The organism is Paraconexibacter sp. AEG42_29 (assembly GCF_040581415.1).
Classification (GTDB): Bacteria; Actinomycetota; Thermoleophilia; order Solirubrobacterales; family Solirubrobacteraceae; genus Paraconexibacter.
Genome location: NZ_CP114014.1, coordinates 1,047,077 through 1,072,495 on the forward strand (window position 1 = coordinate 1,047,077; position 25,419 = coordinate 1,072,495).

Annotated in this window: 25 protein-coding genes; 13 read left to right on the forward strand and 12 right to left on the reverse strand. The window is 73.9% G+C overall.

The window, feature by feature from the left end:
• Nucleotides 1-91 precede the first annotated feature (91 nt).
• On the forward strand, nucleotides 92-514 hold the full coding sequence (locus DSM112329_RS05020) for a PaaI family thioesterase (RefSeq protein ID WP_354700717.1): 423 nt from the start codon (nucleotides 92-94) through the stop codon (nucleotides 512-514).
• A 13-nt stretch (nucleotides 515-527) separates the two neighbouring features.
• Here DSM112329_RS05020 and DSM112329_RS05025 read toward each other — a convergent pair whose 3' ends face one another.
• Nucleotides 528-1,448: a LysR family transcriptional regulator gene (locus DSM112329_RS05025; RefSeq protein WP_354700718.1), complete on the reverse strand. Its 921-nt coding sequence runs from the start codon at nucleotides 1,446-1,448 to the stop codon at nucleotides 528-530.
• 97 nt (nucleotides 1,449-1,545) lie between these two features.
• On the opposite strand from DSM112329_RS05025, the gene DSM112329_RS05030 reads away from it, so the two are divergent.
• The gene (locus DSM112329_RS05030) at nucleotides 1,546-2,970 is read left to right on the forward strand and encodes an alpha/beta hydrolase (protein WP_354700719.1); all 1,425 of its coding nucleotides are present in this window, start codon (nucleotides 1,546-1,548) and stop codon (nucleotides 2,968-2,970) included.
• An 82-nt stretch (nucleotides 2,971-3,052) separates the two neighbouring features.
• The gene (locus tag DSM112329_RS05035; RefSeq protein WP_354700720.1) at nucleotides 3,053-5,869 is read left to right on the forward strand and encodes an AAA family ATPase; all 2,817 of its coding nucleotides are present in this window, start codon (nucleotides 3,053-3,055) and stop codon (nucleotides 5,867-5,869) included.
• Here DSM112329_RS05035 and DSM112329_RS05040 read toward each other — a convergent pair.
• Nucleotides 5,866-6,183, reverse strand: a complete 318-nt coding sequence (locus tag DSM112329_RS05040; protein ID WP_354700721.1) for a hypothetical protein — start codon at nucleotides 6,181-6,183, stop codon at nucleotides 5,866-5,868. The two genes, DSM112329_RS05035 and DSM112329_RS05040, sit on opposite strands and share 4 nt — an antisense overlap.
• Nucleotides 6,184-6,299: 116 nt before the next feature.
• Here DSM112329_RS05040 and DSM112329_RS05045 point away from each other — a divergent pair, with 116 nt between their 5' ends.
• Together DSM112329_RS05045 and DSM112329_RS05050 are read left to right on the forward strand one after the other, a co-directional pair.
• A complete protein-coding gene (locus tag DSM112329_RS05045) occupies nucleotides 6,300-7,118 on the forward strand; it encodes a DUF1295 domain-containing protein (RefSeq protein WP_354700722.1) in 819 nt (272 codons plus the stop codon).
• Nucleotides 7,115-8,032, forward strand: coding sequence for an alpha/beta hydrolase (locus DSM112329_RS05050; RefSeq protein ID WP_354700723.1), 918 nt, complete (start codon nucleotides 7,115-7,117; stop codon nucleotides 8,030-8,032). The genes DSM112329_RS05045 and DSM112329_RS05050 overlap by 4 nt, the downstream gene beginning before the upstream one ends.
• A gap of 9 nt (nucleotides 8,033-8,041) precedes the next feature.
• Here the strand turns inward: DSM112329_RS05050 and DSM112329_RS05055 are convergent, their stop codons facing one another.
• Both DSM112329_RS05055 and DSM112329_RS05060 read right to left on the reverse strand, forming a co-directional pair.
• Nucleotides 8,042-9,091 (reverse strand): cyclopropane-fatty-acyl-phospholipid synthase family protein, encoded by a 1,050-nt coding sequence (locus DSM112329_RS05055; RefSeq protein ID WP_354700724.1) that lies wholly within the window; start codon nucleotides 9,089-9,091, stop codon nucleotides 8,042-8,044.
• Nucleotides 9,092-9,125: 34 nt separating this feature from the next.
• A complete protein-coding gene (locus tag DSM112329_RS05060; protein WP_354700725.1) occupies nucleotides 9,126-9,566 on the reverse strand; it encodes a GFA family protein in 441 nt (146 codons plus the stop codon).
• 63 nt (nucleotides 9,567-9,629) lie between these two features.
• Between DSM112329_RS05060 and pepT the strand changes: the two genes are divergently transcribed.
• Nucleotides 9,630-10,898, forward strand: a complete 1,269-nt coding sequence (gene pepT / locus DSM112329_RS05065) for a peptidase T (RefSeq protein WP_354700726.1) — start codon at nucleotides 9,630-9,632, stop codon at nucleotides 10,896-10,898.
• Between the two features lie 631 nt (nucleotides 10,899-11,529).
• Here the strand turns inward: pepT and DSM112329_RS05070 are convergent.
• The 3 genes from DSM112329_RS05070 to DSM112329_RS05080 all read right to left on the reverse strand — a co-directional run bounded on the left by DSM112329_RS05070 (nucleotide 11,530) and on the right by DSM112329_RS05080 (nucleotide 14,061).
• Nucleotides 11,530-12,291: a 3-methyladenine DNA glycosylase gene (locus DSM112329_RS05070; RefSeq protein ID WP_354700727.1), complete on the reverse strand. Its 762-nt coding sequence runs from the start codon at nucleotides 12,289-12,291 to the stop codon at nucleotides 11,530-11,532.
• Nucleotides 12,292-12,503: 212 nt separating this feature from the next.
• Nucleotides 12,504-12,941, reverse strand: coding sequence for an SRPBCC family protein (locus DSM112329_RS05075; RefSeq protein WP_354700728.1), 438 nt, complete (start codon nucleotides 12,939-12,941; stop codon nucleotides 12,504-12,506).
• A 58-nt stretch (nucleotides 12,942-12,999) separates the two neighbouring features.
• Nucleotides 13,000-14,061 carry a transglycosylase family protein gene (locus tag DSM112329_RS05080; RefSeq protein ID WP_354700729.1) on the reverse strand — a complete coding sequence of 354 codons (1,062 nt, stop codon included), beginning with the start codon at nucleotides 14,059-14,061 and terminating at the stop codon, nucleotides 13,000-13,002.
• Nucleotides 14,062-14,164: 103 nt separating this feature from the next.
• Between DSM112329_RS05080 and DSM112329_RS05085 the strand changes: the two genes are divergently transcribed.
• Complete coding sequence (locus DSM112329_RS05085) at nucleotides 14,165-14,974, forward strand: LLM class flavin-dependent oxidoreductase (protein ID WP_354700730.1); 810 nt, start codon at nucleotides 14,165-14,167, stop codon at nucleotides 14,972-14,974.
• Between the two features lie 76 nt (nucleotides 14,975-15,050).
• On the opposite strand, the gene DSM112329_RS05090 is transcribed toward DSM112329_RS05085, so the two are convergent.
• Complete coding sequence (locus DSM112329_RS05090) at nucleotides 15,051-15,905, reverse strand: NAD(P)-dependent oxidoreductase (protein ID WP_354700731.1); 855 nt, start codon at nucleotides 15,903-15,905, stop codon at nucleotides 15,051-15,053.
• A gap of 76 nt (nucleotides 15,906-15,981) precedes the next feature.
• On the opposite strand from DSM112329_RS05090, the gene DSM112329_RS05095 reads away from it, so the two are divergent.
• Nucleotides 15,982-16,428, forward strand: a complete 447-nt coding sequence (locus DSM112329_RS05095; RefSeq protein ID WP_354700732.1) for a hypothetical protein — start codon at nucleotides 15,982-15,984, stop codon at nucleotides 16,426-16,428.
• Here the strand turns inward: DSM112329_RS05095 and DSM112329_RS05100 are convergent.
• The 3 genes from DSM112329_RS05100 to DSM112329_RS05110 all read right to left on the reverse strand — a co-directional run bounded on the left by DSM112329_RS05100 (nucleotide 16,360) and on the right by DSM112329_RS05110 (nucleotide 18,544).
• Nucleotides 16,360-17,286 (reverse strand): sterol desaturase family protein, encoded by a 927-nt coding sequence (locus tag DSM112329_RS05100; protein WP_354700733.1) that lies wholly within the window; start codon nucleotides 17,284-17,286, stop codon nucleotides 16,360-16,362. The two genes, DSM112329_RS05095 and DSM112329_RS05100, sit on opposite strands and share 69 nt — an antisense overlap.
• Nucleotides 17,283-17,987 carry a GntR family transcriptional regulator gene (locus DSM112329_RS05105; protein WP_354700734.1) on the reverse strand — a complete coding sequence of 235 codons (705 nt, stop codon included), beginning with the start codon at nucleotides 17,985-17,987 and terminating at the stop codon, nucleotides 17,283-17,285. Before DSM112329_RS05105 ends, DSM112329_RS05100 begins: the two co-directional genes overlap by 4 nt.
• 116 nt (nucleotides 17,988-18,103) lie before the next feature.
• Nucleotides 18,104-18,544 carry an Lrp/AsnC family transcriptional regulator gene (locus DSM112329_RS05110; RefSeq protein ID WP_354700735.1) on the reverse strand — a complete coding sequence of 147 codons (441 nt, stop codon included), beginning with the start codon at nucleotides 18,542-18,544 and terminating at the stop codon, nucleotides 18,104-18,106.
• Nucleotides 18,545-18,616: 72 nt separating this feature from the next.
• Between DSM112329_RS05110 and DSM112329_RS05115 the strand changes: the two genes are divergently transcribed.
• The 4 genes from DSM112329_RS05115 to DSM112329_RS05130 are packed head-to-tail and all read left to right on the forward strand — an operon-like array spanning nucleotide 18,617 to nucleotide 23,647.
• Nucleotides 18,617-20,737 (forward strand): DUF6421 family protein, encoded by a 2,121-nt coding sequence (locus tag DSM112329_RS05115; RefSeq protein WP_354700736.1) that lies wholly within the window; start codon nucleotides 18,617-18,619, stop codon nucleotides 20,735-20,737.
• A 40-nt stretch (nucleotides 20,738-20,777) separates the two neighbouring features.
• Nucleotides 20,778-21,509, forward strand: coding sequence for an SDR family oxidoreductase (locus tag DSM112329_RS05120; RefSeq protein WP_354700737.1), 732 nt, complete (start codon nucleotides 20,778-20,780; stop codon nucleotides 21,507-21,509).
• Nucleotides 21,510-22,556: an aminotransferase class I/II-fold pyridoxal phosphate-dependent enzyme gene (locus DSM112329_RS05125; RefSeq protein WP_354700738.1), complete on the forward strand. Its 1,047-nt coding sequence runs from the start codon at nucleotides 21,510-21,512 to the stop codon at nucleotides 22,554-22,556.
• A 41-nt stretch (nucleotides 22,557-22,597) separates the two neighbouring features.
• Nucleotides 22,598-23,647, forward strand: coding sequence for an LLM class F420-dependent oxidoreductase (locus DSM112329_RS05130; RefSeq protein ID WP_354702441.1), 1,050 nt, complete (start codon nucleotides 22,598-22,600; stop codon nucleotides 23,645-23,647).
• Nucleotides 23,648-23,677: 30 nt separating this feature from the next.
• On the opposite strand, the gene hemW is transcribed toward DSM112329_RS05130, so the two are convergent.
• Nucleotides 23,678-24,901 (reverse strand): radical SAM family heme chaperone HemW, encoded by a 1,224-nt coding sequence (hemW, locus tag DSM112329_RS05135; protein WP_354700739.1) that lies wholly within the window; start codon nucleotides 24,899-24,901, stop codon nucleotides 23,678-23,680.
• 51 nt (nucleotides 24,902-24,952) lie between these two features.
• On the opposite strand from hemW, the gene DSM112329_RS05140 reads away from it, so the two are divergent.
• A complete protein-coding gene (locus DSM112329_RS05140; protein ID WP_354700740.1) occupies nucleotides 24,953-25,417 on the forward strand; it encodes a hypothetical protein in 465 nt (154 codons plus the stop codon).
• The last annotated feature ends 2 nt before the right edge of the window (nucleotides 25,418-25,419 follow it).

A 25,419-nucleotide genomic window follows, 5' to 3' on the forward strand; every position in this document is an offset into this window, starting at 1 on the left:
TCGTGGGCCGGCCGGGACGCGCCCTGCGTCGCGCGGTGCGTGCCTGGGCGCCGGCCGGCCGCGGGGTCGACCATCTAGGTTCGAGTCGTCCATGAACGCACCCGACGTCCCGATCGAGCACAACCCGCACTGCCTCGGCTGCGGGTCCCGGAACCCCTCGTCGCTCGGGTTCACGGTCGACCACGTCGAACCCGGCCGGCTGCGGGCGCGCGTCGCGTTCACGCAGGCCCACGAGGGTGGGGTCGGGCGCGTCCACGGCGGGGCGGTGGCGACCGCGCTGGACGAGGTGATCGGCCGCCTAGGGCACTACGAGGTCGAGGGGCGCGACTGCGTCACCGCGGAGATGCAGGTGCGCTACCTGCTGCCCACCGTCACCGGCGCCGAGTGCACGGCCGAGGCGGTCCTGACGCGGCGCGAAGGCCGCAAGCTGTGGATCACCGCGGAGCTGCGGGCGGGGGACGCGGTGCAGGCGACCGCGACCGGGCTGATGATCGAGCTGCGCTCCGCGGCCTGAGCGGCGGGCCGGATCAGGCGATCGGCGGCCGGCTGGCCGGGACGAGGTCCAGGCGGGTCGCCGCGAGGTGGACGGCCGTCTCGATGAAGCGGTGCACCAGCGGGTTCTGATCGCCCGTCCGGCGGCCGATGGCGAGGACCGACGGCGGCAGGTCCGGGCTTGTGAGCGCGTGCAGTCCGACCCGCGAGTAGAAGCGCGTCCAGCCGACCGGGGCGATCGCGAACGCCTGGCCCGAGGCGACCAGCTCGAACGCCGACTCCAGGGTCGCCACCGGCCGCGAGGTCGACGGGTCGGCGCCGGCGGACCAGAAGTCGTTCCAGCGCTGGTCGGGGCCGGCGGGGCGGGCGGCGGCGAACGGGCGCAGCTCGTCGAGCGCGATCTGGTCGCGGCCCGCGAGCGGGTGACCCAGGCCCACCAGGATCAGCCGCGGCTCGGTGAGCAGGTCGACGACGACCAGGCCGTCGTCGGTCAGCGGGGGCCGCAGAAACGCGACGTCGGTCGTCCCCGAGCGCAGCCCGGCGCTGGGGTCGTCGTAGAGGTGCGGCTCGAACTCGACGATCGCCCCGGGCTCGCTCGCGGCGAAGGCCGCCACGATCGGGTCGGTGAGCTCGAGCGCGGCGCCGGCCATCGCGCCGACGCGCAGCAGACGGCGATCCATGCGGCCCTGGTGGTTCGCGCTCGTGACGGCCTCGTCCCAGTCGGCCAGCAGGGTGCGCGCGCGGTCGGCGAACTGCCCGCCGGCCGGCGTCGGATGGCCCGACCGCGTGGTGCGCTCCAGCAGCCGGACGCCGAGGTCGTCCTCCAGGCGGGCGACCGCGGCGCTGACCGCCTGCTGCGTGAGGTGCAGCTCGCGCGCCGCGAGCGTGAAGCTGCCCGTGTCCACCACCGCGAGGAAGACCCGCAGCCGCGAGGTGTGGACGTCGGTCGGCGGCACGCCGCGGACGCTACTTCACCCGTTCACAACGACGGGCTTGTGAATCGACACCGCAGTTCTGTTTCCCTTCTGCGCGCCGGTGCAGGACGGTGGTGACGTGACCCGACGCGTGCTGCCGACCACCCTGACCTCCGTGATCGCGGCGGCCGCCGCCGGCGGGCTCGTCGCCGCGGCCGCACCGGTCGCCGCGTCGGCTGCGCCGACCCCCGCGGTCAGCGGCGGGACGACGGCAACCGCGAAGGTCTGCGGGACCACGCGCGTCGTGCGCCGGGTGGCTGCCGGGGCTGCGGTGCGCTTCACGGTCCCGGCTGCCCGCCAGGCCCGCGTGCGCGCGGCGCGGGCCGGGTCAACGGTGGTCGTGGAACGCTGCGAGGCCGGGCGCTGGACCGCGCTGCGGACGCTGCGCCTCGGCGCCCGCGCCACCGCTCTGTCGGGTCCGCTGACCGGCGCGAGCGACACGGCCGCGGACCTGCGGGTGCGGGTGCGGTCCCGGGGCGGCGCGTTCGGTCGCGCTGCGCACGTGCGCGTCGGGGTGGGGGAGGTCGTCGACGTCCCGGTGAGCTTCCGGGTCGTCAACCGCAACCGCACGGCGCTCCCGTGCCTCGGCGCCCCGGACGGCAAGACCTACACGGTCCGCGGCACCCTGGTCGGGCCGCGGGCCGTGCTCGACGCCGGGAAGGCGGCGGCGACGCTCTACCTGCACGGGCTCGGCTACTCGGGCGACCTGTTCTTCCGCTTCCGGGACGTCCCGGGCTACGACTACCCGCTGCAGCAGGCGCAGGCCGGGCACGTGTCGGTGGTGGTCGACCGCCTCGGCAACCCCGCACACGACGACCTCCCGGACGGGAACGCGACCTGCTTCCCCGCCCAGGCCGACATGGCCGACCAGATGGTCCGCCACCTGCGTGCGGGGACTTTCGACGCGCCGGGCGCGGCGCGGCGGTTCGACCGCGTCGTCCTCGCGGGGCACTCGGCCGGCGGCCTCATCACCGAGCTGACGCAGCACGCGTTCAAGAGCGCCGACGCGATCGCGGTCATCGGCTACACCGACACGCCCTCGCCGCTCACGCTGGCGACATTCGCGGTGGCCGGCGGCGACTGCCTGACCGCCCCGCAGCGGGCGCGCGGCGTCACGGGCGCGCCCGGCTACGCCCCGTTCGGGCGCACCAACGCGGACTTCGCCGCGGGCCACTTCCACGACATCGACCCCACGGTCGTGAAGCTCGTCCTCGCGCGGCACAACCGCGACGCCTGCGGCGACCTCCTCGGCGCGCTGCAGTCGCTGGCCGGCAACGTCCTGCTCACCCGCACGATCACGGCGCCCGTGCTGATCATCTCGGGGTCGCGGGACGCGCTGTTCGCGCCGCCGACCAACACGCTCGCCGCCGCGACGGCGTTCACCGGGTCCCCGGACGTCGCCCTCGTCGAGCTGCCCGGCACCGGCCACGCGGTCACGCTCGGGCGCACCCGCGAGGCGTTCCGCTCGGCCATGGACGCCTGGCTCGCGCGGCACGGCGCTTGACGCGCGTCAGGTCCGCCGGGGTCGGCGGTCCCGTTGGTCGACAGCAAGCGAAGCGCGGCGCCGCGCCATACGATGGCGCGTAGTGACTCATCCGCACGACACGCTCGTCGAGCGCGCCGAGGAGGTCGGAGCGATCGACGCCGCGCTCGACCGGGCGGTCGCGGGCGGCGGGAGCGTGGTGGCGCTGCTCGGCCAGGCCGGCATCGGGAAGACCCGGCTGCTCGACGAAGCCCGCCGGCTCGCGGCGGAACGCGGCGTCGCCGTGCTGGCGGCCAGCGGCGGCGAGCTGGAGCGGGACATCGCCCATGGCGTGCTGGCGCAGCTGCTCGAGCGGGCGGTGCTTGACCGACCGGCCGATGAACGCGCCGCGCTCCTGGAGGGCGCCGCCGCGCTCGCCCTGCCGGCGCTGGCGCCGGCGCTCGCGGCCCCGGCTGCCGCGACGCCGGACGGCATCGAGCACGGCGTCTACTGGCTGCTGGCCGGCCTCGCCGACCGCGAGCCGCTGCTGCTGCTGCTCGACGACGCGCACTGGGCGGACACCGCGTCCCTGCGCGCACTGGCCTACGTCGCCCGGCGCGTGACGGACCTGCCGGTGGTCCTGCTGATCGCCACGCGGCCGGTCGAGGAGTTCACCGAGCGCCGGACCGGTGCGCTGCTCCTGTCCACGGCGGACCCGCTGCTCGAGCCGGCGCTGCTCACGCGGGCGGGCGCCGAGCGCCTCGCCGACGCCGCCGCGGCCGCGGTCCCGGGCACGCTCCTGGACGCCTGCCACGAGGTCAGCGGAGGCAACCCGTTCTACCTGCGCGAGACGCTGGACCACGTCGCGCGCCAGATCGCGGACGGGATGCCGCCGACGCCGGCGTTCGTGCGCTCCGTGGCCCCGCGCGGGCTCGTACGGGTGCTGCTGCTCCGGGTCGGCGCGCTCGGGGAGGACGCCGCCGCGGTCGCCCAGGCGCTCGCGGTCCTCAGCACGCCGACGCTCGGGCTGCTCGCGACGGTGGCCCAGCGCGACGCGGAGCGGACCGCTGCCGCGCTCGCGAGCCTCCGCGGCGCGGGGCTGCTGGCGGCGAGTGAGCCCATCCGCTTCGTCCACCCGATCGTCCGCACCGCGATCGCTGAGGACCTCGGGCCCGGCGTGCCCGCCGTCCTGCACGCGCGCGCCGCCGCGGCGCTGAGCCAGGCCGGCGCGGCGCCCGCGATCGTCGCGCACCACCTGCTGTGGGTCGTCCCGGCCGGTGATCCGGCGACGGTCGCGACCCTTCGCGCCGCCGCGGGCGACGCGCTCGCGGGCGGGGCCGTGCAGGAGGCGGTGCGGCTGCTGCAGCGCGCGGACGCGGAGCCGCCGCCAGGCCCCGACCGGGCCGCGGTGCTCCGGGAGCTCGGCGGGGCCGAGATCGCCGCGGGCGCCCTCAACGACGCGGTCGACCACCTGCAGGCCTGCCTGGAGCACGGCCTGGACGACGGCCGCGCGGCGGTCGTCCTGGATCTCATGAGCGCGCTCGCCGCGCTCGGCCGGACCGACGCGGCGGTCGCGCTGGCGGACGCCGAGCTCGAGGCCGCCACGGGGGACGATGCCCTGCGGCTGCGGGTCGATCGGGGGACCGCCGCGCTCTTCGACCCGGATCACGCCGCCGACGCGATCGCCGCCATGCGGGGCCTCGGGACCCTCGCGGGAGCGACCCTGGCCGAGCGCCTGGCGCTCGCGCACGCCGGGCTCTTCGCCGCGTACGATCCGGGCTCGCGCGCTGCGGACGTCATGGCGATCGGCCGGCGGTCGCTGCAGCACGACGACCTTGCTCCGCACACGCGCAGCGAGTTCAGCCACGCGTCGATGCGGTGCTTCGTCCTCAACCACACCGAGGACCACGAGGTGCTCCCCGGCGCCATCGACCGCCTCCTGGACAACGCCCGCGCATCGGGCTCGGCGTACGGGGTCTGTTGCGTGGTCATGGAGCGCGCGATGTTGCGGTCGTTCTGCGGGGACCTGGCGGGGACGGTCGCCGACGCCGAGGCGACGCTCGACCTCGCCGACGACCTGGAACGCGAGGCCATCGTCGACCGCATGCGGGCCTTCTGCGTGACCTACCTGGTCCAGGCGCGCCTCCTGCGCGGCGAGCCGGCGCTGGCGCGAGCGGCGATCGACCGGTCCGGCGCATGGGGCGGACCTGCGGCCGAGCCGCACCTGGCCCTGCTGGGCCAGGCCGCCGGGGCGCTCGCGCTCGCCGACGGGGACGCGGCGGCGGCCCTCCGGCACTTCCAGGAGGCCGGCGCCTACTGCCGCGGGATGGGCTACGAGGACCGTGACATCCGCTGGCGCGGCGGCGTCGCGCGGGCGCTCCACGCCCTCGAGGACGAGGCCGGCGCCGTCGCGATGGCCGACGAGCAGCTCGCGCTGGCGCGCGTGTGGGGTGCGCCCGTGGGTCTCGGGATGGCGCTGCAGACCCGGGCTGCGGTGGCCGCGCGGGCCGATGCCCGCGCGCTGCTCGAGGAGGCCGTCGAGGTCCTGCGCGGTGGACCGAACAGCGTGCAGCTCGGTGCGGCGCTGATCGATCTCGGGCGGGTGCTGCAGCGCGGCGGGGAGCGGACGCTGGCGCAGGAGCGGCTGCGGGAGGGCGTCGACTTCGCCGTCCGGGGCGGCGCCGAAGCGCTGGTCACGGTCGGCCTGGAGGCGCTCAAGCGACTCGGCACGCGTCCGCGACGGCGGGTCTTCAGCGGCCGCGGCTCGCTGACCGCCGCCGAGCTGCAGGTCACCGAGCTCGCCGCCGCGGGCCAGACGAACCGCCAGATCGCGCAGGCGCTGTTCGTCACCGTCCGGACGGTCGAAAGCCACCTGTCCGCGGCGTACCGCAAGCTCGACATCAGCTCCCGGCGGGAGCTCGCGGGGGCGCTCGAGAGCTAACTGCCGCCGCTCAGCTGCTTGTTGCAGGCCGTGAGCGCCGTCGTCACGACGGTCGGGACCTTGCCCTGCTTGACCTGGTCGTTCAGGTCCAGCAGCTGCTTCGCCGTCCTGCCGCCGCCGGCGAGCCGGTCGGCCACGCACTCGCACAGCTTGAGGTTCGCGTCCTTGCCGCCCCGGCAGTCCTTGGACAGGGCGGCCTTCGCCGCCGTCAGCGTCGTGGGCTTCTTCGCGTCCTCGCTCGATCCGCATCCCGCGGCGCCGCCGACCGCGACCGCGCTCGCCAGCAGCGCCAGCGTCCTTCTGGCCGTCGTCATGTGAGCTCCTCTCTCGGCCGCCGCGACGGGTGCGGCGGGCTGCCGCCAGACCCTACAAAGAGACGCCGCGACCCCTGGGGAGAACCGTCGGGGCGTGGCGCGCGTAGAACATCCATGTGACCCCCTTAGCTGTCTCCCTGTCCGGTCCCGGGTCGGTCCTGCCGATCGCCGCCGCCGCAGTCGTCGTCCTGATGCTCGCCGTCTGGCTCCTGAGCATCCGGCTGCAGGACGTCTCGATCATCGACCCCGTGTGGGGGCCGGCGCTCGCGCTCGTCGGCGTCGTGGGCGCCCTCGTGGGGGACGGCGACAGCGGGCGGCGCTGGCTGCTCGCCGCGATGGTCGTCGCCTGGGGCGGCCGGCTCGGCTGGCATCTGACGGTCCGCAAGCTGCACGACCCCGAGGAGGATCGCCGTTACAAGGTCATGCGCGACCGCAAGGGCGACGCCTTCGTCCTGTGGTCGCTGCGGATGGTCTTCGGCGTGCAGGCGCTGCTGGTGCTCGTCGTGTCGCTGCCGCTCGCTGCGGCCGCCGGTGCCGACGGCAGCGGCAGCCTCGACGCGCTGGTGATCCCCGGGATCCTGGTGTGGGCGATCGGGCTCGCGTTCGAGACGGTCGGCGACGCGCAGCTGCGCGCGTTCAAGGCGGACCCGGACAGCAAGGGCCAGGTCATGGACCGCGGGCTCTGGCGCTACACCCGGCACCCCAACTACTTCGGCGACGCCTGCGTGTGGTGGGGCCTGTGGCTGGTGGCGATCACGGCGGGCGGCGTCTGGTGGACGGTCGTCGGACCGATCGTGATGACGGTGCTGCTCGTGCGCGTCTCGGGCGCGGGGCTGCTCGAGAAGGACATCGGCACGCGGCGCCCGGGTTACGCGGACTACATCGCGCGCACCAGCGGGTTCATCCCGCTGCCGCCCCGCAAGGCGCAGGCGTGACGGTGCCGGCCCCGGGTCCGCGGCGCGGTCGCTCGAACGAGCAGCGGGTCGACGTCGGGCGCGGGATCAGCCTCTGCTACGAGGAGCTCGGTACGCCGGACGGGCCCCTGGTGGTCCTCGTCATGGGCCTCGGCCTGGACCTCTGCTGGTGGCGCGACGACTTCTGCGCGGACCTCGGCGCGCGCGGATTTCGCGTCGTCCGCTTCGACAACCGCGACGTCGGGCGCTCGACGGCCTGTCGGGGACCGGGGGTGTCCGCGCTCGGGTTCCTGCGACGCCGGGCGACGCCGACGTACACGCTCGGGGACATGGCGGACGACGTCGCGGTCCTGATCGCGTCCCTCGACACGTCCGGCGCGCACGTGGTGGGCGTATCGCTCGGGTCGTTCATCGCGCAGGAGGTGGCGATCCGCCATCCCGGGCTGACGCGCTCGGTCGTCTCGATCATGGGCCGGCCGGGGGACGGGCGCACCGGCAAGGTGTCCCGCCGCATGATCCCCGAGTTCCTGCGCTCCGGCCCCCGTGATCAGGCGGGTGCGATCGAGCACCTCGTGCGGTCCTTCCACCGGATCGGCTCGCGCGACCGCACCGAGGCCGACGACGAGGACGTCCGTGTCGTCATGCGCCGGAGCTTCGCCCGCGAGGAGGGCGACGGCACGGGGTCCGGCCGGCAGCTCGCCGCGATCCTCGCCGAACGCGACCGGACGGCCGACCTCGGCGGGCTGACGATGCCGGCGCTCGTCGTCCACGGCCTGCACGACCGGGTCGTCCTGCCGAGCGGTGGCCGCGCGACGGCGGCGGCGATCCCGGGCGCCGAGCTGCTCGAGATCCCGCGCATGGGCCACGACCTCGCGCGCTGGACGTGGCCGGCGGTGCTCGATGGCATCGAGCGGACGGCGCGCCGAGCCGCCTGACCGACTGAGTCAGGCGGGGCGCTTGCCCAGCAGGTAGTGGCTGACCAGCCAGGCGTCGCCGCCCTTGTAGCGCCAGATCTCGTCCGTCGACAGCAGGAACAGCCGCCAGCCACCGAGCAGGACGCGCGCCTGCTGCAGCGTCCGGCCCTGGGACTGCAGCAGCGCCAGGGCCTCGTCGGCGCGGGCGTCCAGCTGCGCGAGCCAGGCGACCAGCGTCTTGGCGTAGTGCGTGCCGTTGACGACCCAGCGGTCCTCCAGCTGCAGGTCCCGCTGGAAGCGGGTCATGAGGTCGTGCGAGGGCATCAGGCCGGCGGTGAAGAAGCGCTCCGCCGCCCACGTGGACTCGAAGAGGTACGGCAGCGTGCGGTGGCTGAAGACGTGCACGAAGAGCTTGCCGTCGTCCGTCAGCCAGGTGGAGACGCGGCGGATGAGCTCCTCCCAGTTGCGCATGTGCTCGAACATCTCGATCGACATGACGCGGTCGAAGGTCCCGGCGTCGGCCGGCGCGAAGTCGTTGACGTCGGCCGTGACGATCGTGAGGTTGGTGAAGCCCTTCGCGCGCGCGATCGCCTCGATGTGCTCCCGCTGGCCGTGCGAGTTGGAGACGCCCGTGATCTGCGCCGCCGGGTACTTCTCCGCGAGCCACAGGGAGAGCGAGCCCCAGCCGCAGCCGAGGTCCAGCACCCGCATCCCGTCCTCGATCCCCGCCCGGCGGCAGCTGAGGTCGAGCATCGTCTCCTCGGCCTGGGCGAGGGTGCTCGTCCCGTCCTCCCAGAGGCAGCCGGAGTACTTGCGGCGCGGCCCGAGCACGATCCCCAGGAACTCCGCCGGCAGCTCGTAGTGCTGCTCGTTGGCCTTCTCGGGGACCTCGGCGATGGGGCCGCTCGTCATCCGCGTAAGCAGCGCCTTCAGCCGCGCCTCCTGGGCCTCGATCCCGCCACGGGACTCGTGCCGCTCGCGCCAGTGGGCGCCGTACTTCGAACCGAGCCGGAGCGCGGCGTCGGGGACGATCCCGCGGCCGAGTCCGGCGTCGAGGAGGCGGTAGCGAAGGGCGCTCATCGGGGACTGGATTCGTGCTGCGCCTGCTTGCGGATCACCGCGGGCGCGGCTGCGGCGGGCCGTCGAAGCGGGGCAGACCGTCGTCGGCGTGGACCTCCCATGGGGCGGCGGCACCTGCGAACGAATGGAACTGGACCTGGAGGCCGGGGTCGTCGTCGAGCGCTCCCAGCCGCACGGACACCTCCGGCCCGTCGGGCCAGTCGCCGCCGAACAGGCTCGACCCGCACGTGCGGCAGAAGACCTTCGCCATGCCGCCGTCGTCCGGCCGCCAGACGGTCAGCAGGTCGGCGCCGCGGATGAGCTCGAAGCCCTCCCGCGGGACGCGGCCCTGGGCCGACGCGGCTGCCCCGGAGTGCTTGCGGCAGCGCGAGCAGTGACACAGGTTCGCGCGGCGGAACGGTGCGGTGACGGCGTACCGCACGCCGCCGCACAGGCAGCTGCCGTGAACGGGATCGACGGGGGACGGGTCAGGCATGCGGTGAGTATCGCCCGTCCCGCGAGCGTCGCCCGGCGGGCCACGCGGCTACGGTCAGGGACGATGCCGCACTACACCTCGCCCCTCGCCGAGTCGCTCGCCCCGGACCTGCTCGCGCGCCTGGACCGCTACGCCCGCGTCGCGACGCAGTCCGCCCGTGGAGACCATGCGCAGCAGGTGCCGTCCACCCCCGGCCAGCTCGACCTCGCGCGGCTGCTGGCGGACGAGCTGCTGGCGATCGGGCTGGGCGACGCCGCGGTCGACGGCAACGGGTACGTCACCGCGACGCTGCCGGCGAGCGGCGGCGGGGGCGACGAGGTCGTCGTCGGCCTGATCGCCCACGTCGACACCAGTCCCGACGCTCCGGGCGACGGTGTCGTCCCGATCGTGCACCGCGAATACGACGGTGGCGTCATCACGCTGCCGAAGGGCGGCACGACGCTCGACCCCGCGACGGAGCGCGAGCTGGGTGCCAAGGCCGGCCACGACATCGTCACCGCGTCCGGCGACACCCTGCTCGGCGCCGACGACAAGGCCGGGGTCGCCGAGATCATGGCCGCGGTCGCCCACCTGCAGGCCCACCCGGAGCTCCCGCGGCCGACGCTGCGGATCTGCTTCACGCCCGACGAGGAGATCGGGCACGGCGCCGCGCTCCTGGACGTGGAGACGTTCGGCGCCCGCTGCGCCTACACGCTGGACGGCTCGACGCTCGGCGAGGTCCAGGACGAGACGTTCAGCGCCCTGGAGGCGACGCTGACCGTCACCGGCGTCGACGTGCACCCCGGCTGGGCGAAGGACGTCCTGGTCAACGCGGCGACGGTCGCCGCGCGCATCGTGGCGGCGCTCCCGGCGGAGCTGACGCCGGAGCGGACGTCGGGCCGCGAGGGCTTCATCCACGTCTACGAGGTGGCGGGCGACTCGACCGTCACGACCGTCCGGGCGATCCTGCGCGACTTCGACGACGAGCTGCTCGCCGGCCACGCGGAGCTGCTGCGGACGACCGCGCAGGCCGTCGTCGACGCGACCCCCGGCGCGCGGCTCACGGTCGACGTCCAGCCGCAGTACCCGAACATGCGCGCCCACCTGGAGCCGTTCCCGGAGATCGTCGACCACGTGATCGCCGCGATCCGCGCCGAGGGCCTCGAGCCCATCCGCGAGCCGATCCGGGGCGGGACCGACGGCTCGCAGCTCAGCGCGCGGGGCCTGCCGACGCCGAACATCTTCACGGGCGGCCACGCGTACCACTCGGTCCGCGAATGGGCCTCGCTGCAGGATATGGCCGCGGCCGCCGCGGTGGTCGTCCACCTGGCGGGGGAGTGGGCGAGGCGGTAGCCGGCGCGACTGCATTGCGCGGGAAAGGCGGTTGTGGTCGGGGGTCGGTGGCGCTGGCGCCGAGGACCTGGTGCTCGCGTGCTGGTGGCGCTGACGCCGAGGACCGCCCCGGTCGCGGCGGCTGTGGGAACTGCGGGCTGCAGACGGTGGTATGCGCTGGGCGGTCGCGGCGGCCTGGGCGCGGGGCTGTGGGCGGGGTGGCCGGCTGTGCGAACCGCGGAGATCGGGGACCTTGTCCCTCAGCGCATGCCATGCATGCTTCAGCGCGCAAGGTCGGCTCCGCACCCGCGACATCGGGGTCCTCGGAGGATGTGACGGGGTTTGCCCCCCAAACCCTCCACGGGTCATGGCCGCGGCCGGGCGGCGGTGGTCCCTCGGAGGATTCGGCGGGGCATACCCCCCAAACCCTCCACGCGTCCGGGCACGGTCGGGCGGCAGCGCCCCGCGGTCCGCGCACGCTCCGCACCCGCTTGGCTGCCACCGCGGCCCGCCCGCGGAGCCACGGCACACGCCGTCACCAAAGCCGGTCGCGCCGTCGTTGAGGCTGTTTGGCGTCCTACGAGAGTGCTCGCTTCTTCGCCGCAACCAGATCATCTGACTGCCCCGAAAGAGCGGACCGGCTCCGCGGACCTCAGGACGGTGACGGCGCCCGATCGGCCGGTGAAGGCAACCGGTCGCCGACGTCCTGCAGCAGCTCACGGCAGACCTCGATCAGCCGCGCCCGCAGCACCTGACCGCGCTCCGTGAACGCGCGTTGACGCGACACGTAGTCCGCGCGGCCGTCCGCCGTCTCGATCGCGACCGGCTCGAGGCCCAGGGCGCGCAGGTCGTAGGGCGACGCGCGCATGTCGAGCTCCCGCACCTCGCGCGCGAGCAGGAAGCAGTCGGCGGTCAGGTTCGACGGCGCCGCCGGCCCGAGCTTGTAGGCCCACTTGTAGAGGTCCATGGTCGCGTGCAGGCAGCCGGGCTGCTCGACGTCGACCTGGCCGGCGCGGTCCAGCGGCTGCTCGTTCAGGGGACGGGCGGCGTCCGTGAAGAAGCGGAACGCGTCGAAGTGCGTGCAGCGGACCCCGCTGCGCGCGACGACGGCGTCGGTGGCGTCTCGCCCGAGCCGCAGCGGCCAGCGCTCGTGACGCCGGTCGTCCGGCTGCGAGCGGTAGACCATCGCCCACTCGTGCAGGCCGAAGCACCCCAGGCGCGGGGCACGCCCGGCGGTCGCCTCGAGCAGCGCCAGGATCCGCGCGACGGCGTCGCCGCGGTCGGCCAGGTAGGCGTCGACGTCCAGCGTGACCCCGTCCTCCCCGGACGGTCCCGCGGCCGGGACGTGCCAGCGCCAGCCGAGCCGTTCGCGCAGCGCGTCGCCGCCCGGCCGCCGGCGATCGCCGCCGCGCACCGGCGCTGCGCCGTCGGCCAGCAGGACGACGCCGGCGCCCGGGTGCCAGCGCCGCAGCTGGGCCGGGCGCTGCGCGTAGTACGTGAAGAGGAAGTCCTCGACCGGGTGCGCGACCCGGTCCGCGGAGCGCGCGCGATGGCCGGCCGTCCAGGCGTCGACGCGCGCGGCGTGGTCCGCGGCGTCGGCCCGCCAGGACCGCTCCCTGCGGAAGATCAGGCCGCGGCCTTCGCCTCAGCGGTCTTCTTCACGCCGCTCGCGAGCTGGCCGACGACGCCGCGCATGACGCCAAGCAGCGGGTAGCGCAGCGGCAGCGCCGCGTCGAACGTCACGCGGTAGGTCATGTAGGTGCCGCCGGCCCGCTCCTCGAGGACGACGTCGCCACGGTGGTTCTTCACGGGGGCGCCGGAGATGATCCCGTAGGAGAAGTGGGTGGCCGGGTCGTAGCGGTAGATCTCCTCACGGAGCGCGGGTCCCGCACCGCTGATCTTGCGGACCGCACCGACGCCGTTGCGATCCGACGTCCCTTCCTTCTCGAGCGTGAACTTGACCGGGCCGGGCGTGAACGCGGTGGCGCCCTCGTGGTCGGTCAGCACGTCGAAGACGGTCTGGATCGGCGCGTTGATCTGCTTGGTGATGAGGAATCCGGGCATCGTGGGCCGCACACTACCTCGCAGGCCCACGCCGGCGACGTCCGCCGAACTGGCGCGTTCAGATGATGCCGACGATCGCCGCGCAGTCCCAGTTGCGCGCGCCGCGGCCGTTGTCCCAGAGCTTGGCCGCCAGACGGTCCTGCTCGGCCTTGGAGGCCATGTAGGCCTGCGGCGTCGAGCCGCCGAGGCCCTTCCAGGTCGAGACGATGAACTGGTAGTAGCCCGACGCGGTGGCCCAGTTGGGGCCGACGTTGCGGCCGCCCGACTCGCACTGGACGATCGCCCACGGGATCGCCCACGGACCGCCGGGGCCGACCTTCGAGACCTGTGCCTTGAGCGCCGCCTTCTCCTGTTCGGCCAGGACCTTGGTCAGGCGGGACTGCGCGCTCTTGCGGTTCGCACGGCTCGCGTTCAGCGCCGCCAGCCGCGTGCTGCGCGCCTCGGCGAACGCCTGCCGGCGGGCCTGGAGACCGGCGTTGATCTGGGCCAGGCTGTCGCGGCGCTCGCGGACGGCGGCCTCCGCGGCACGGCGGCCGGGCAGGAGCTTGGTGTAGGTGCGGCGCTCGCCCAGCGCCTCCGTCTTCGCGCTGCGGACCTCCCCGAGCAGGTCGGCGTCGCGGTTCTGCACGCGGCGCAGGAACTCGAGGCGCTCCATCAGCGCCGAGAAGTCCTGCGCTCGCAGCACCACGTCGGTCCAGTCGAGCTGGCCCGCCTCGTAGCGCGAGCGCAGCACGGCGCTCAGCTTCTCGCGGACCTCCTTGAGGCGGTCGCGGAGGCGGACATGACGCGCGCGGGCGGCGCGCAGCCGGGTCTCGGTGTCGTTCAGGCGGATCTCTGCGCGGGTGAGCTCGGACTCCGCTGCGTTCAGGCGACCCTGCAGCAGCGCGATCGCCCGGCCGGCCCGGACCTCGAGGACCTTCAGCCGCTGGGCGGCCTGGCCCAGCGTGGCCTCGCGGGCCTTGGACTGGTTGATCGCGGACCGCAGCTCGTCGGTCGTCGCGGCGCGCGCGGTCCCGCCGCCGTCGTTTCCGCCCGGCAGCACGGCGAACGCGACCAGGGCGGCGAGGACGAGCAGCCCCATGAGCAGCGGGCGGGTGATGGCGAGGCGGGCGGCAGGCATGCGGACGGCCACCGGTCGCCGGTGGCATCCCGTCACGGTAGGGCGGATCCGTCCGCGGGGCGAGGCCTGCAAGCGGCCGCCCGCGTGTGGCAGGCTCGCGCCCATGCGCCATGCCCTGTTCCTCGCGCCGTTCGACGCGCTCAGCGAACCGGCCCTGCTGGTGGACCTCGCCGGACGGGCCGAGGCCGCCGGCTGGGACGGCTTCTTCCTCTGGGACCACATCACCTACCGCGATCCGGTGGTCGCGCTGGCGGACCCCTGGATCGCGCTCGCGGCGGTCGCCCAGGCGACCGAGCGCCTGCGCCTGGGGCCGATGATCACGCCGCCCGCCCGTCGGCGACCGTGGAAGCTCGCGCGGGAGGTGACGACGCTCGACCGGCTGTCGGCCGGCCGCGTCACGCTCGGCCTGGGGCTGGGGTCGGACAACAGCAAGGAGCTGTCCGGCTACGGCGAGGAGCTCGATGCGCGCCGCCGGGCGGGCATGCTCGAGGAGTCGCTGGATCTGCTCGAGCAGTGCTGGTCGGGTGCGCCCGTGCAGCTGGACGGCGAGCACTACACGGTCGACACGAAGCCGTTCGCGCCCCGGCCGGTGCAGGACCCGCGTCCGCCGATCTGGCTCGCGTCGCGTGGCGAGGCGAAGCGTCCCCTGCGCCGGGCTGCGCGCTACGAGGGCTGGTTCCCGATCGAGCTCGCCGGCCCGGATGCGCTGCGGGCCGGGATCGAGGAGATCGCCGCGATCCGCGCCGCCGAGGGGCTGCCGCCGGCGTTCGACGTCGCCTGCACCACGGACGACCACGAGGACCACCGCCCCTGGGCGGCCGCGGGCGCCACGTGGTGGCTGCATGGCTTCGGCCTCACCCCGGACCGGGCGGACGTGGAACGGACGATCGCAGCCGGCCCCCCGGACGACTGACGTCGCCGCCCCGGCGCCGAGACCCGTTCTCCATCACCCGGTCCGATGGAAGACGGGTCTCGGCGTGCAGTGGGGGCTAGGCCGGGGCGGGCTCCACGAAGAGGTCCACGATCAGGTCCTCCTCCTTCGCGCCCTCGCCCAGGTAGCCCGACAGGTCGGTCACGCCGGCGCGGTCGCGCAGCACCTCGTCGTCGATGAGGAACTGGCCCGTGAGCTCGCGTGAGTCGGTGGTGAAGATGGCGTGGGCGGCGTCGGCCATGATCTCCGGCCGGCGCGAGCGGGCGATCGACGCGTCCCCGCCGAGCAGGTTCTGCACGGCGGCGGTGGCGATCATGGTCCGCGGCCAGAGCGCGTTGGAGGCGACGCCCTGCTCGCGGAACTCCTCGGCGAACCCGAGCGCGCACATGCTCATGCCGTACTTGGCGATCGTGTAGGCGACGTGGTTCCCGAACCACTTGGGGTCGTACGACAGCGGCGGGGACAGCGTCAGGATGTGCGGGTTCGTTCCCTCGATCAGGTGCGGCAGGCAGGCACGGCTGACGACGTACGTCCCGCGCGTGTTGATGTCCTGCATCAGGTCGTAGCGCTTCATCGGCAGGTCGAGCGTCCCGTTCAGGGCGATCGCGCTGGCGTTGTTGACGCAGATGTCGATGCCGCCGAAGCGCTCGACACAGGCGGCGACGGCGCGGTCGACGGACTCCTCGTCACGGATGTCGCCGACGATGCCGAGGGCCTTGCCGCCGGCGGCCTCGATGTCGGCGGCCGCTGTGTGCACGGTCCCTTCGAGCCGGGGGTCGGGCTTGTCGGTCTTGGCCATGAGGCAGACGTTCGCGCCGTCCTGGGCGGCACGGATGGCGATCGCGAGGCCGATGCCGCGGCTGGCGCCGGAGATGAACATCGTGCGGCCGGCGAGGGTCGGGGTGGTGGTCATGGGTTGCAAATTACTACTGACCACGAGCGGATGCAGGCGCGACGGGACGGACGGGGGGTGGGGCATGATGCGCAGCGTGGCCCTCGACCTCCCGCCGCCCCCACCGCCGGCTGCCGTCGCGAGCCCGCGCGCTGCTGTGGCCAGGCCGGTCAGCGGCCGCATCCGCGGGTTCGAGCTGCTGAAGGTCAACCAGACCACGACGCAGGTGGCCCGCGGCGGCTCGCGACCGCTGTGCCAGGCGATCCCGTTCACGGCCACCCGCGTGAAGCTGCGCTGGACCAGCGCGCGGCGGGCGCAGGTCCTGCGGCTGGACGTGCGGGCGCCGGGCCACGCGACGCGCACGCGCACGGTCCGGGTCGACCGCGCCGGGGCCGGCGTACGGGTCGTCGAGCTGACCCCCCGCGGCGAGGGGCTGGACGACGAGGCCTTCCCGCAGGGCCGCTACGTGTTCACGCTACGCGCGGGCACCCGCCGGCTGGACCGGACGAGCTTCGTCCTCAGCGGCGCGGTCAGGACCTGCTGACGGCGCGGGAGCCGCGTCCGCCGCCGGCCGCCAGCCCGGGCCGCGCAGCAGGTAGCCGGCGCGGTCGCGCCAGTTGCGGGTCCCGCGCACGTCGTGCCAGATGGCCCCGTACTCGTGGCTGACGACCTTGAGCGGGTTGAACGTCGCGATGTTCGTGGTCAGGCCGAAGCGCACGCGCTCGGTCTCGCCCTGGAAGGACCCGAAGATCCGGTCCCACACGATCAGGACGCCGCCGTAGTTGCGGTCGAGGTAGATGTCGTTCGCCCCGTGGTGCACGCGGTGGTGGGACGGCGTGTTGAAGATCAGCTCGATCGGCCGCGGCAGCGTCCCGATCCGCTCGGTGTGCAGCCCGAACTGGTAGATCAGCGACCACGACTGGGCCAGCAGGATCATCCACGGCTTGTAGCCCAGCAACGCCAGCGGCAGCCAGAACGGCAGCGTCAGCGGGACCCACGGCTGGCGCAGTGCCGTCGACAGGTTGTAGTGCTCGCTGGAGTGGTGGACGACGTGGCTCGCCCAGAAGACACGGACCTCGTGCCCGACCCGGTGGTAGGCGTAGAACGCGAGGTCGTCGAGGACGAACAGCAGCGGCCAGACCCACCAGTCGCCGGCGTCCATCTCGAGCGGGCTGAGCTCGAAGGCGGCCGCCCAGACGGCGATCAGGACGATGTGCCAGAAGGCGTTCACGGCCACGCTGCCGATGCCCATGGTCAGCGACGTGCGGGTGTCCCGGACCTCGTAGCCGATCAGGGCGGTCTGCTCCTCGGCGTGCTCCTTCGCCTCGCGGCGGAACGCGAGGATCTCCACGGTCATCATCAGGACGAAGAACGGCGTGGCGTAGACGGCGAGCTCGATCATGGTGCGGCGGCCTCCGTGAGGGTGAGCGCCCGCAGCGTGCGGGCCGTGAGCATGGTGGCGGCGGCGCGGGCCGCGTCCTGGTCGCCGTCGAGGACGGCGCCGATCAACGCCTCCGTCGTCCCGGCGTCGTGCAGCTCGTCGCGCAGGAACACGATCGCGGCGGCGCGCAGCGTGTCCTCCCCGGCGAGCAGGCTGTTGTAGGCCAGGCGGTAGGCGATGTTCCGGGAGGCGTCGACGAGGACGTCCCAGAGCTCGCGGTAGGCTTTCAGCAGGGTGGCGTCGTCCCCGGCCTGGCGGGCGGCGATCAGGCCCGCGGCCCGCGCGCGGAGGTGGTCCCGGGCGTCGTCGTCGGCGCGCTGGGCGCTGCGGACGGCGATCTCGGCGGCGAGGCACGCGCGCAGCTCATAGCCGGCGCGGACGGCGCCGATGTCCCCGGCGCCCGGTAGGTCGGTCAGGAGCTCCAGGCCGCCGGTGCGGCTCCAGTCCAGGACGCGCGTGGCGCCGCCCTGGGAGACCTGCACGAGCCCGGCCTGCTGCAGGCGCTTGACGGCCTCGCGGACGGCGTGCCGGTTGACGGCGTGACGCTCGCTGAGGGTCCGCTCGGAGGGGATGCCGTCGCCGACTGCGAGCCGCCCGCCGAGGATGTCGGCGCGCAGGGCGTCGTAGACGGCGGTGGAGACGGGGGTGCGGACGTCGGCCATGGCGTGCGCTCGACTGTAGCAACTGGTTGGACCAGTTAGCAAGCAGGTCCCTGCTGAACGCCGCCGCTGTCAGGGAGCGCCACGCATGCGGTGCAGTTCCTGTCAGCGAGCGCGGGTCAGGCGGACGAGGGGCGCGTGACCAGCGCACTGAGGACGATCTGCGAGCGCGTCCGGACGACGCTGCCGTCCCGCTGCAGCTCCCGGATGAGGCCCTCGAGGTCTGCGTTGGAGCGCGTCCGCACCCGCGCGATGGCGTCCGCCTCGCCCGTCACCGACCAGGCCTCGACGACCTCCGGGTGGTCGCGCAGCTTCCGCGCCACCTCGCTGAGCTGGGTGCCCGGCGCGAAGAACAGCTCCACCATCGCCTCGGTCGACCAGCCCAGCGCCCCGTGGTCGAGGATCGCCGTGAAGCCGTGCAGCGCGCCGTCGGCCAGCAGCCGGTCGACCCGTCGCTTGACCGACGGCGGGCTGAGCGCGACGCGGCCGGCGATGTCGTCGTACGTCCGCCGCCCGTCCTGTACCAGCAGCGTAAGAATTTGCCGGTCAAGGTCGTCCATTCGTCATATTCTTGCGCAGATTCGACGCAGAATGGCATCGAAAGTGCATCAGACGCGGCGTACCCTGGACAGATGCCCGCACGAGAGCCCGTCGCCCGCATCCTGTTCGACGAGTCCCACGGCCAGGCCTGGACGATCCGCCCCGAGATCGCGGCGCAGATGCAGCCGTCCCATCCCGCCGACTCGTCGTTCGCGGACGCAGCCGCTGTCCTGCGCGCGCACGACCTGCAGACCGTGCCGCACCTTCCCGGTGACGGACCGCTCGACGAACGCGCGCTGAGCACCGCCGACGTCCTCGTCATCGCCCACCCGTCCGAGGACCGCTGGGAGCGCACCGTGCCGGGCGGCTCGCCGTGCTTCACCGCCGCGGAGATCGACGCCGTCGCGAGCCATGTGCAGAGCGGGGGCGGCCTCGTCGTCCTGGGCGAGACCGAGCAGGACAAGTACGGGACGAACCTCAACGAGTTGCTCGCGCGGTTCGGCCTGGGCGTCGCGCACGACACCGTCAGCGACTACACCCAGCACCGCAAGGGCAACCCGCACTGGATCGTGGCGGACCTGCCGCGCACCGCGCGCGGCCACGACGTCGACGTCCTCGCCCGGGTCGAGGGACTCTGCTTCTACCGCGCCGGGACGCTCGACCTCGACGCCGCCCCCGCCGGCACCCGCGTGCTCGCCACCGCGTCGCAGACGGCGTCGTCCCCCGGCGCGCCCCTCGCGGCGGTCACCCACCACGGCGCCGGCCGCGTCGCGGTGCTGAGCGACTCCGACCTCTTCGGGGACGACTGCCTGGGTGCGCTCGGCCATCGCGATCTGTGGCTCAACCTCGTCGTCTGGGCCGCCGGCCCGCGCCTGGCCCGCCCACTCGCCGAGGCACCGTCCGCGCTGGCGGCCGACCCTGCCTGGCCCCGGCTGCGCGACGCCACCGACGCGCTGCGCCTGCTGCAGCAACCCGACGGGACGCTTGCCGCCGACGCCGGCCGCAACCAGGCGGACGGCCTGGTGCAGACCATGCTCGATGCGGTCGCAGCGCTCGCGGTCCACGTCCCCCACCAGCAGGACCACCTGGACGCGGTCCGCGCCGACCTCGACGCGTGGCGCACGGGCGGGTTCGCGACGCCGGACTTCACGGCGAGCCTGGAGTGCTTCCGCCCCGACCGGCACCGCGTCGACGGCATCGAGCACCTGGTCCTGTTCCCGATGTACAAGCAGAACGGCTCGCGCGACAAGGTCTTCGAGGCGCTGATCGTCCGCGTCCCCTGGCCCGCGTGGCTCGCCGACCTGGAGCGCACGCGCTACGACAACGCGAAGTTCGTGCCCGTCACGCTGGTCGGGAACACCGCCGGCTACGACAGCGACTGCGCGGTCCTCTTCCCCGAGACCGTCACCGTGAGCGGCGCACCTGCGAACCACTTCGGCGGCATCTTCTGCGACCGCGAGAGCGCCCGCTTCCGCGAGCAGGTCGGCGCTGCGGCCCGGGTCCTCGGCGTGAACCTGCCGCCGGACGCCGAGGCGCTGCTCACCAGCGAGTCGCTCTCGCGGGACGCCTTCGTCCTGTGGGACCTGGTCCACGACCGCGCCCACTCGCACGGCGACCTGCCGTTCGACCCGTTCATGATCCGCCAGCGCGCGCCGTTCTGGATGTACGCGCTGGAGGAGCTCCGCTGCGACCTCACCGCCTTCACCGAGGCGGTCGCGCTGGAGCGGGAGGGGTTCGCCTTCGCGCGCCACGTGCAGACCGCGATCCTCTTCGACCGCCTGTTCCGCTTCCCCGTGACCGGGCCGCGGGTGCGCAACTACGACGGGCTCGGCGGGCAGTTGCTGTTCGCGTTCCTGCACAAGACCGGCCGGATCCACTGGACGGACAACCAGCTGACCATCGACTGGGACCGAGTGGCCGACGGCGTCCTCGAGCTGCGGACGAAGGTCGAGGAGCTCTACCGGGACTCGATCGACCGCTCCCGCCTGGCGCACTGGGCGGCGGCGCACGACCTCGTCGCCGCCTACGTCCCGTCGGCGAGCGGCTCGCGCTGGGCCGGAGCGGTCCGCGGCTACCCGGAGGTCGAGGACCTGCGCCCGTTCATCGACGAGGTCCTCGAGGACGAGTTCCCGCTCTCGATGTTCTACCTCGCGCTGCAGCGGCGGCTGGCGGCGCTGGAGGCGGACGCAGGCCGGGTCCCGGTCCCCGCGTGAAACGCACGGACAACCGCCGGGCGGACGTACACTGCGCGACATGACCCTCGACTCTCGGGCCCTCGCCGGGCGCACGATCGCGATCGCGGGGGCCAACGGCTCGCTCGGTCCCTACGTCGCCCGCGCCGTCGCCGCCGCGGGCGCGACCGTCGCGCTCACCGACCGCGACCTGCCGGCGCTGGAGATCCTCGCCGCCGAGCTCGGGGTCCCGGCCGAGCGCGTCGACTGCCAGGTCGTCGACCTGATGAACGAGACCGAGACCCGGAAGTGGGCGCACTCCGTCCGCAGCCGGTTCGGCGGCGTGGACGGCCTGCTGCACCTGGTCGGGGGCTGGCGCGGCGGCAAGGCGCTCGCGAAGTCGCCGCTCGAGGACTGGGACGCGATGAACGACCTGCTCGTGCGCACCGTGCAGCACACCTCCCGCGCGTTCCACGACGCCTTGAACGACTCGGGCGTCGGGCGCTTCGCGATCATCGGTGCCCGTCAGGCCGCGGAGCCGTCCCACAAGAACGCCGCCTACGCCGCGGCCAAGGCTGCCGCCGAGGCCTGGACCTTCGCGCTTGCCGACGCGTTCAAGGAGGCCGACCACGGCGCGACCGCCAACGTCGTCGCGATCAACGCCCTGGTGACCCCGGAGCAGCGCACGGCCGAGCCCGACAAGGCGTTCAAGACCTTCACGGACGCCGAGGACATCGCCGACACCCTGGTGTGGCTCTGCAGCGACGCGGCCGGCAAGTGCAACGGCCAGCGGATCGAGCTGTACGGGCGATAAGTGACCCACCCGCCCGCCCCCAACCGCGGTTTCGCCTCGGACAACTACGCGGGCATCCACCCGGAGGTCCTTGCGGCGATAACCGCCGCCAACGACGGCACGCACGCCAAGGCCTACGGTGCCGACCCCTGGACCGCTCGCCTGAAGGACCTGTTCGCGCAGCACCTCGGCGACCAGGCCACCGCGTACGTCATGTTCAACGGGACGGGCGCGAACGTCACCGCGCTGCGGGCCTGCTGCCGTCCGTGGGAGGGCGTGATCTGCGCCGACACGGCGCACGTCCACGTCGACGAAGGCGGCGCGCCGGAGCGGATGGGCGGCCTCAAGCTGCTGACCACGCCGACGCCCGACGGCAAGCTGACGCCGGCGGACATCGCGCGCCTCACCATCCGGGTCGGCGACGAGCACGCTGTCCAGGCGCGTGTCGTCACCGTCACCCAGCCGACGGAGCTCGGGACGCTCTACTCGGTGGACGAGCTGCGCGCGCTGGCCGAGGCCGCTCACGAACGGAACCTCCTCCTGCACGTCGACGGCGCGCGCATCGCGAATGCTGCGGTCGCGCTGGACGTGCCGTTCCGCGCGTTCACGACGGACGTCGGGGTGGACGTGGTGACCTTCGGCGCGACGAAGAACGGCGCGCTCGGCGCGGAGGCCGTCGTCTTCCTGACGCCGGGGCTGGACGAGGGCTTCCTGTACCTGCGCAAGCAGTCGATGCAGCTGGCCTCCAAGGGCCGCTTCTACGCGGCGCAGCTGGTGGCGCAGCTGGAGGGCGACCTCTGGCAGCGCGCGGCGGCGGGCGCCAACGCGATGGCGACGCGGCTCGCGTCCGGGGCCGCCGCGATCGACGGGATCAGCGTCACCCAGGCGGTCCAGGCGAACGCGGTCTTCGCGATCGTCCCGCCGGCCGTCGCCGCGACGGTGATGGAGGAGTACCCGTTCTACGTCTGGGACGAGCACACCGGCGAGGTGCGCTGGATGTGCTCGTGGGACACGACGGCCGACGAGGTCGACGGGTTCCTGGCGGCCCTCGCCGCAGCACTCGCGTAGCCCGAACCGCCGCGGGCGGGTAGCGTCGGGCCATGGGAGAACTGAAGCTCGGCTACAACACCGGCTACTGGTCGCCGGTCGGCCCGCCGCACGGCGTGGAGGACTCGGTCGCCGAGGCCGATCGCCTCGGCCTGCACTCGATCTGGAGCGCCGAGTCCTACGGCTCGGACGCGATCTCGCCGCTGGCCTGGTGGGGCGGCAGCACGAAGAACGTCAGGCTCGGCACCTCGATCATCCAGCTGAGCGCGCGGACGCCGGCGATGACCGCCATGACCGCGATGACGCTCGACCACCTCAGCGGCGGGCGCTTCATCTGCGGCCTCGGCGTGTCGGGTCCGCAGGTGGTCGAGGGCTGGTACGGGCAGTCCTTCCGCAAACCGCTGGCCCGGACGCGCGAGTACGTCGCGATCATGCGCGACATCTGGGCGCGCGAGGGGCCGGTCACCGCGGACGGCCCGCAGCTGCCGCTGCCCTACGTCGGCGGGGACGGACGGCCCGAGCCGACGGGCCTGGGGAAGTCGATCAAGAGCAACCTGCGTCCCTACCGCGACGACATCCCGGTCTACCTCGGCGCCGAGGGCCCGAAGAACATCGCCCTGGCCGCCGAGATCTGCGACGGCTGGCTGCCGCTGTTCTACTCGCCGAGCCACGAGGACTTCTACCGCGAGTCCCTCGACGCGGGGTTCGCGGTCGAGGGCGCCCGCCATACCCGCGAGACCTTCGAGGTCTGCGCGACGGTCCCGTTCATCGTCACGGACGACGTCGAGGGCGCCGCCGACTTCCTGCGCCCCATGTACGCGCTCTACTTCGGCGGGATGGGTGCGAAGGGGACGAACTTCCACGCCGACGTCGCGATCCGCATGGGCTACGAGGCGGAGGTCGAGCAGATCACCGACCTCTACCTCGAGGGTCGCAAGGACGAGGCCGCGGCGCTGGTCCCGACGAAGCTGGTGGAGCAGCTGGCGCTGATCGGGCCGAAGGACAAGCTGCGCCACGACCTCGAGGCCTGGAAGGACTCCCAGGTGACCACGCTGCTGATCGGTGGGGACGTGGGGACGGTCCGCACGGCCGCGGAGCTCGTACTGGGCTGACCACGGGGCGGCGATCGGTCCGCGCGCGGGTCAGTCCGTGAGCTCGCGGACCACCAGGTCTGCCTTCTGGCGGCCCTCGAGCGTCAGGACGACCCGCCCGCCCGCCAGCGCGGCCGCGTCCAGCAGGCTGTCGCCCGCCAGCCGCTCCGCCTCCTGCGCGCCCGCGGCGCTGAGGACAGCGGTCTCGACGCCCGTCCGCAGCCGCGACGCCAGCATCACGCGCTCGAAGCGCTGCTCGTCCGGGGTCAGCAGCTCGCGGCCGGCGACTGGCGCCTGGCCGCGCTGCAGCGCCGCCGCGTGCGCGGACGGGTGCAGGACGTTCCACCAGCGGACCCCGCCCACGTGCGAGTGCGCGCCCGGGCCGATGCCCCACCAGTCCCCGCCGTCCCAGTAGCCCAGGTTGTGCCGGCACGCCGCGTCGTCCCGGGCCGCCCAGTTGCAGACCTCGTACCACTCCAGTCCGGCCGCGGTGAGCGCGGCGTCCGTGCGGGCGTACCGCTCGGCCATCGTGTCCTCGTCCGGCTCCGGCAGCTCCCCGCGCCGCACCTGCGCGGCCAGGCGGGTCCCTGGCTCGACGATGAGCCCGTAGGCGCTGACGTGGTCCGGCTCGGCGGCCAGCGCGGCCTCCAGGGTCCGGTCCCAGTCGGCCGCCGTCTCACCGGGGGTGGCGTAGATGAGGTCGAGGCTGACCTGCTCGAAGCCGGCGGCCCGAGCCTCGCGGACCGCCGCGGCGGGGCGCCCGGGCGTGTGCGTGCGGTCGAGCGTGGCCAGGACCGACGGCACCGCGCTCTGCATGCCGATGGACACCCGCGTGAAGCCGGCGGCGCGCAGCACCGCGAGCGATGCCGGGTCGACGGACTCCGGGTTGGCCTCGGTCGTCACCTCGGCGCCGGGAGCGAGGCCGAAGAGCTCGTCGACCAGGTGCAGGAGCGCGGCGAGGTCGGCGGCCGGAAGCAGCGTCGGGGTGCCGCCGCCGACGAACACGGTCTGCACCGGTCCGGCGTCCGGGCCGACGACCTGCCGGGCCAGCCGCAGCTCGGCCGCGGCCTGGTGGACGTACGAGCCGCGCGACACGCCGCCGGCCAGCTCCGCCGCCGTGTAGGTGTTGAAGTCGCAGTAGCCGCAACGGGTCGCGCAGAACGGGACGTGCAGGTAGATGCCGAACGCCCGCCCGCTCGCCGCGCCCGCGCGGACTCCCTCGGGGAGGACGCCGGAGGCGGGGACCGTCTCACCGTCGGGAAGCACCGCGCACATGACCTCCCACAGTGTGGCGGGCGCCCGCCGGTCCGGTAGGGTCGTCGCCGAATGCGGCCCGGGTTCCCAGCGACGATCGTGGTCCTCGGGCTCATGCTGGCGCTCCTCGGCGGCTGTGGGGACGACCGCGTCGAGGTCAACAACGCCTACGTCGCGTCGACCGACCGCGTCGTCCGGACGTTCGAGAACCGTTTCCAGGCGCTGCAGGCGGACTTCACGCCGATGAGCACGCCCGCGCAGGATCAGAAGACGCTCGTGAGCATGCAGTCGGCGGTCGCCGACGTCGTCCTCGCGCTCGGCAAGATCGTGCCGCCGGACGACATCAGGGACCTCCACGTGCGGCTCCTCACCCGCGTCAAGGAGTACGGCGGGGCGATCGCCACCGCGCGGCGAGGGTTCGCCTCGGAGGACCCGAAGGCCGTGAACGACGCACGCGGCGCGTTCGCGACCAAGCTGCAGCAGGTCGCCGGCCAGGTCACGGCCACCATCACGACGATCAACGACAAGCTGCGCTGACG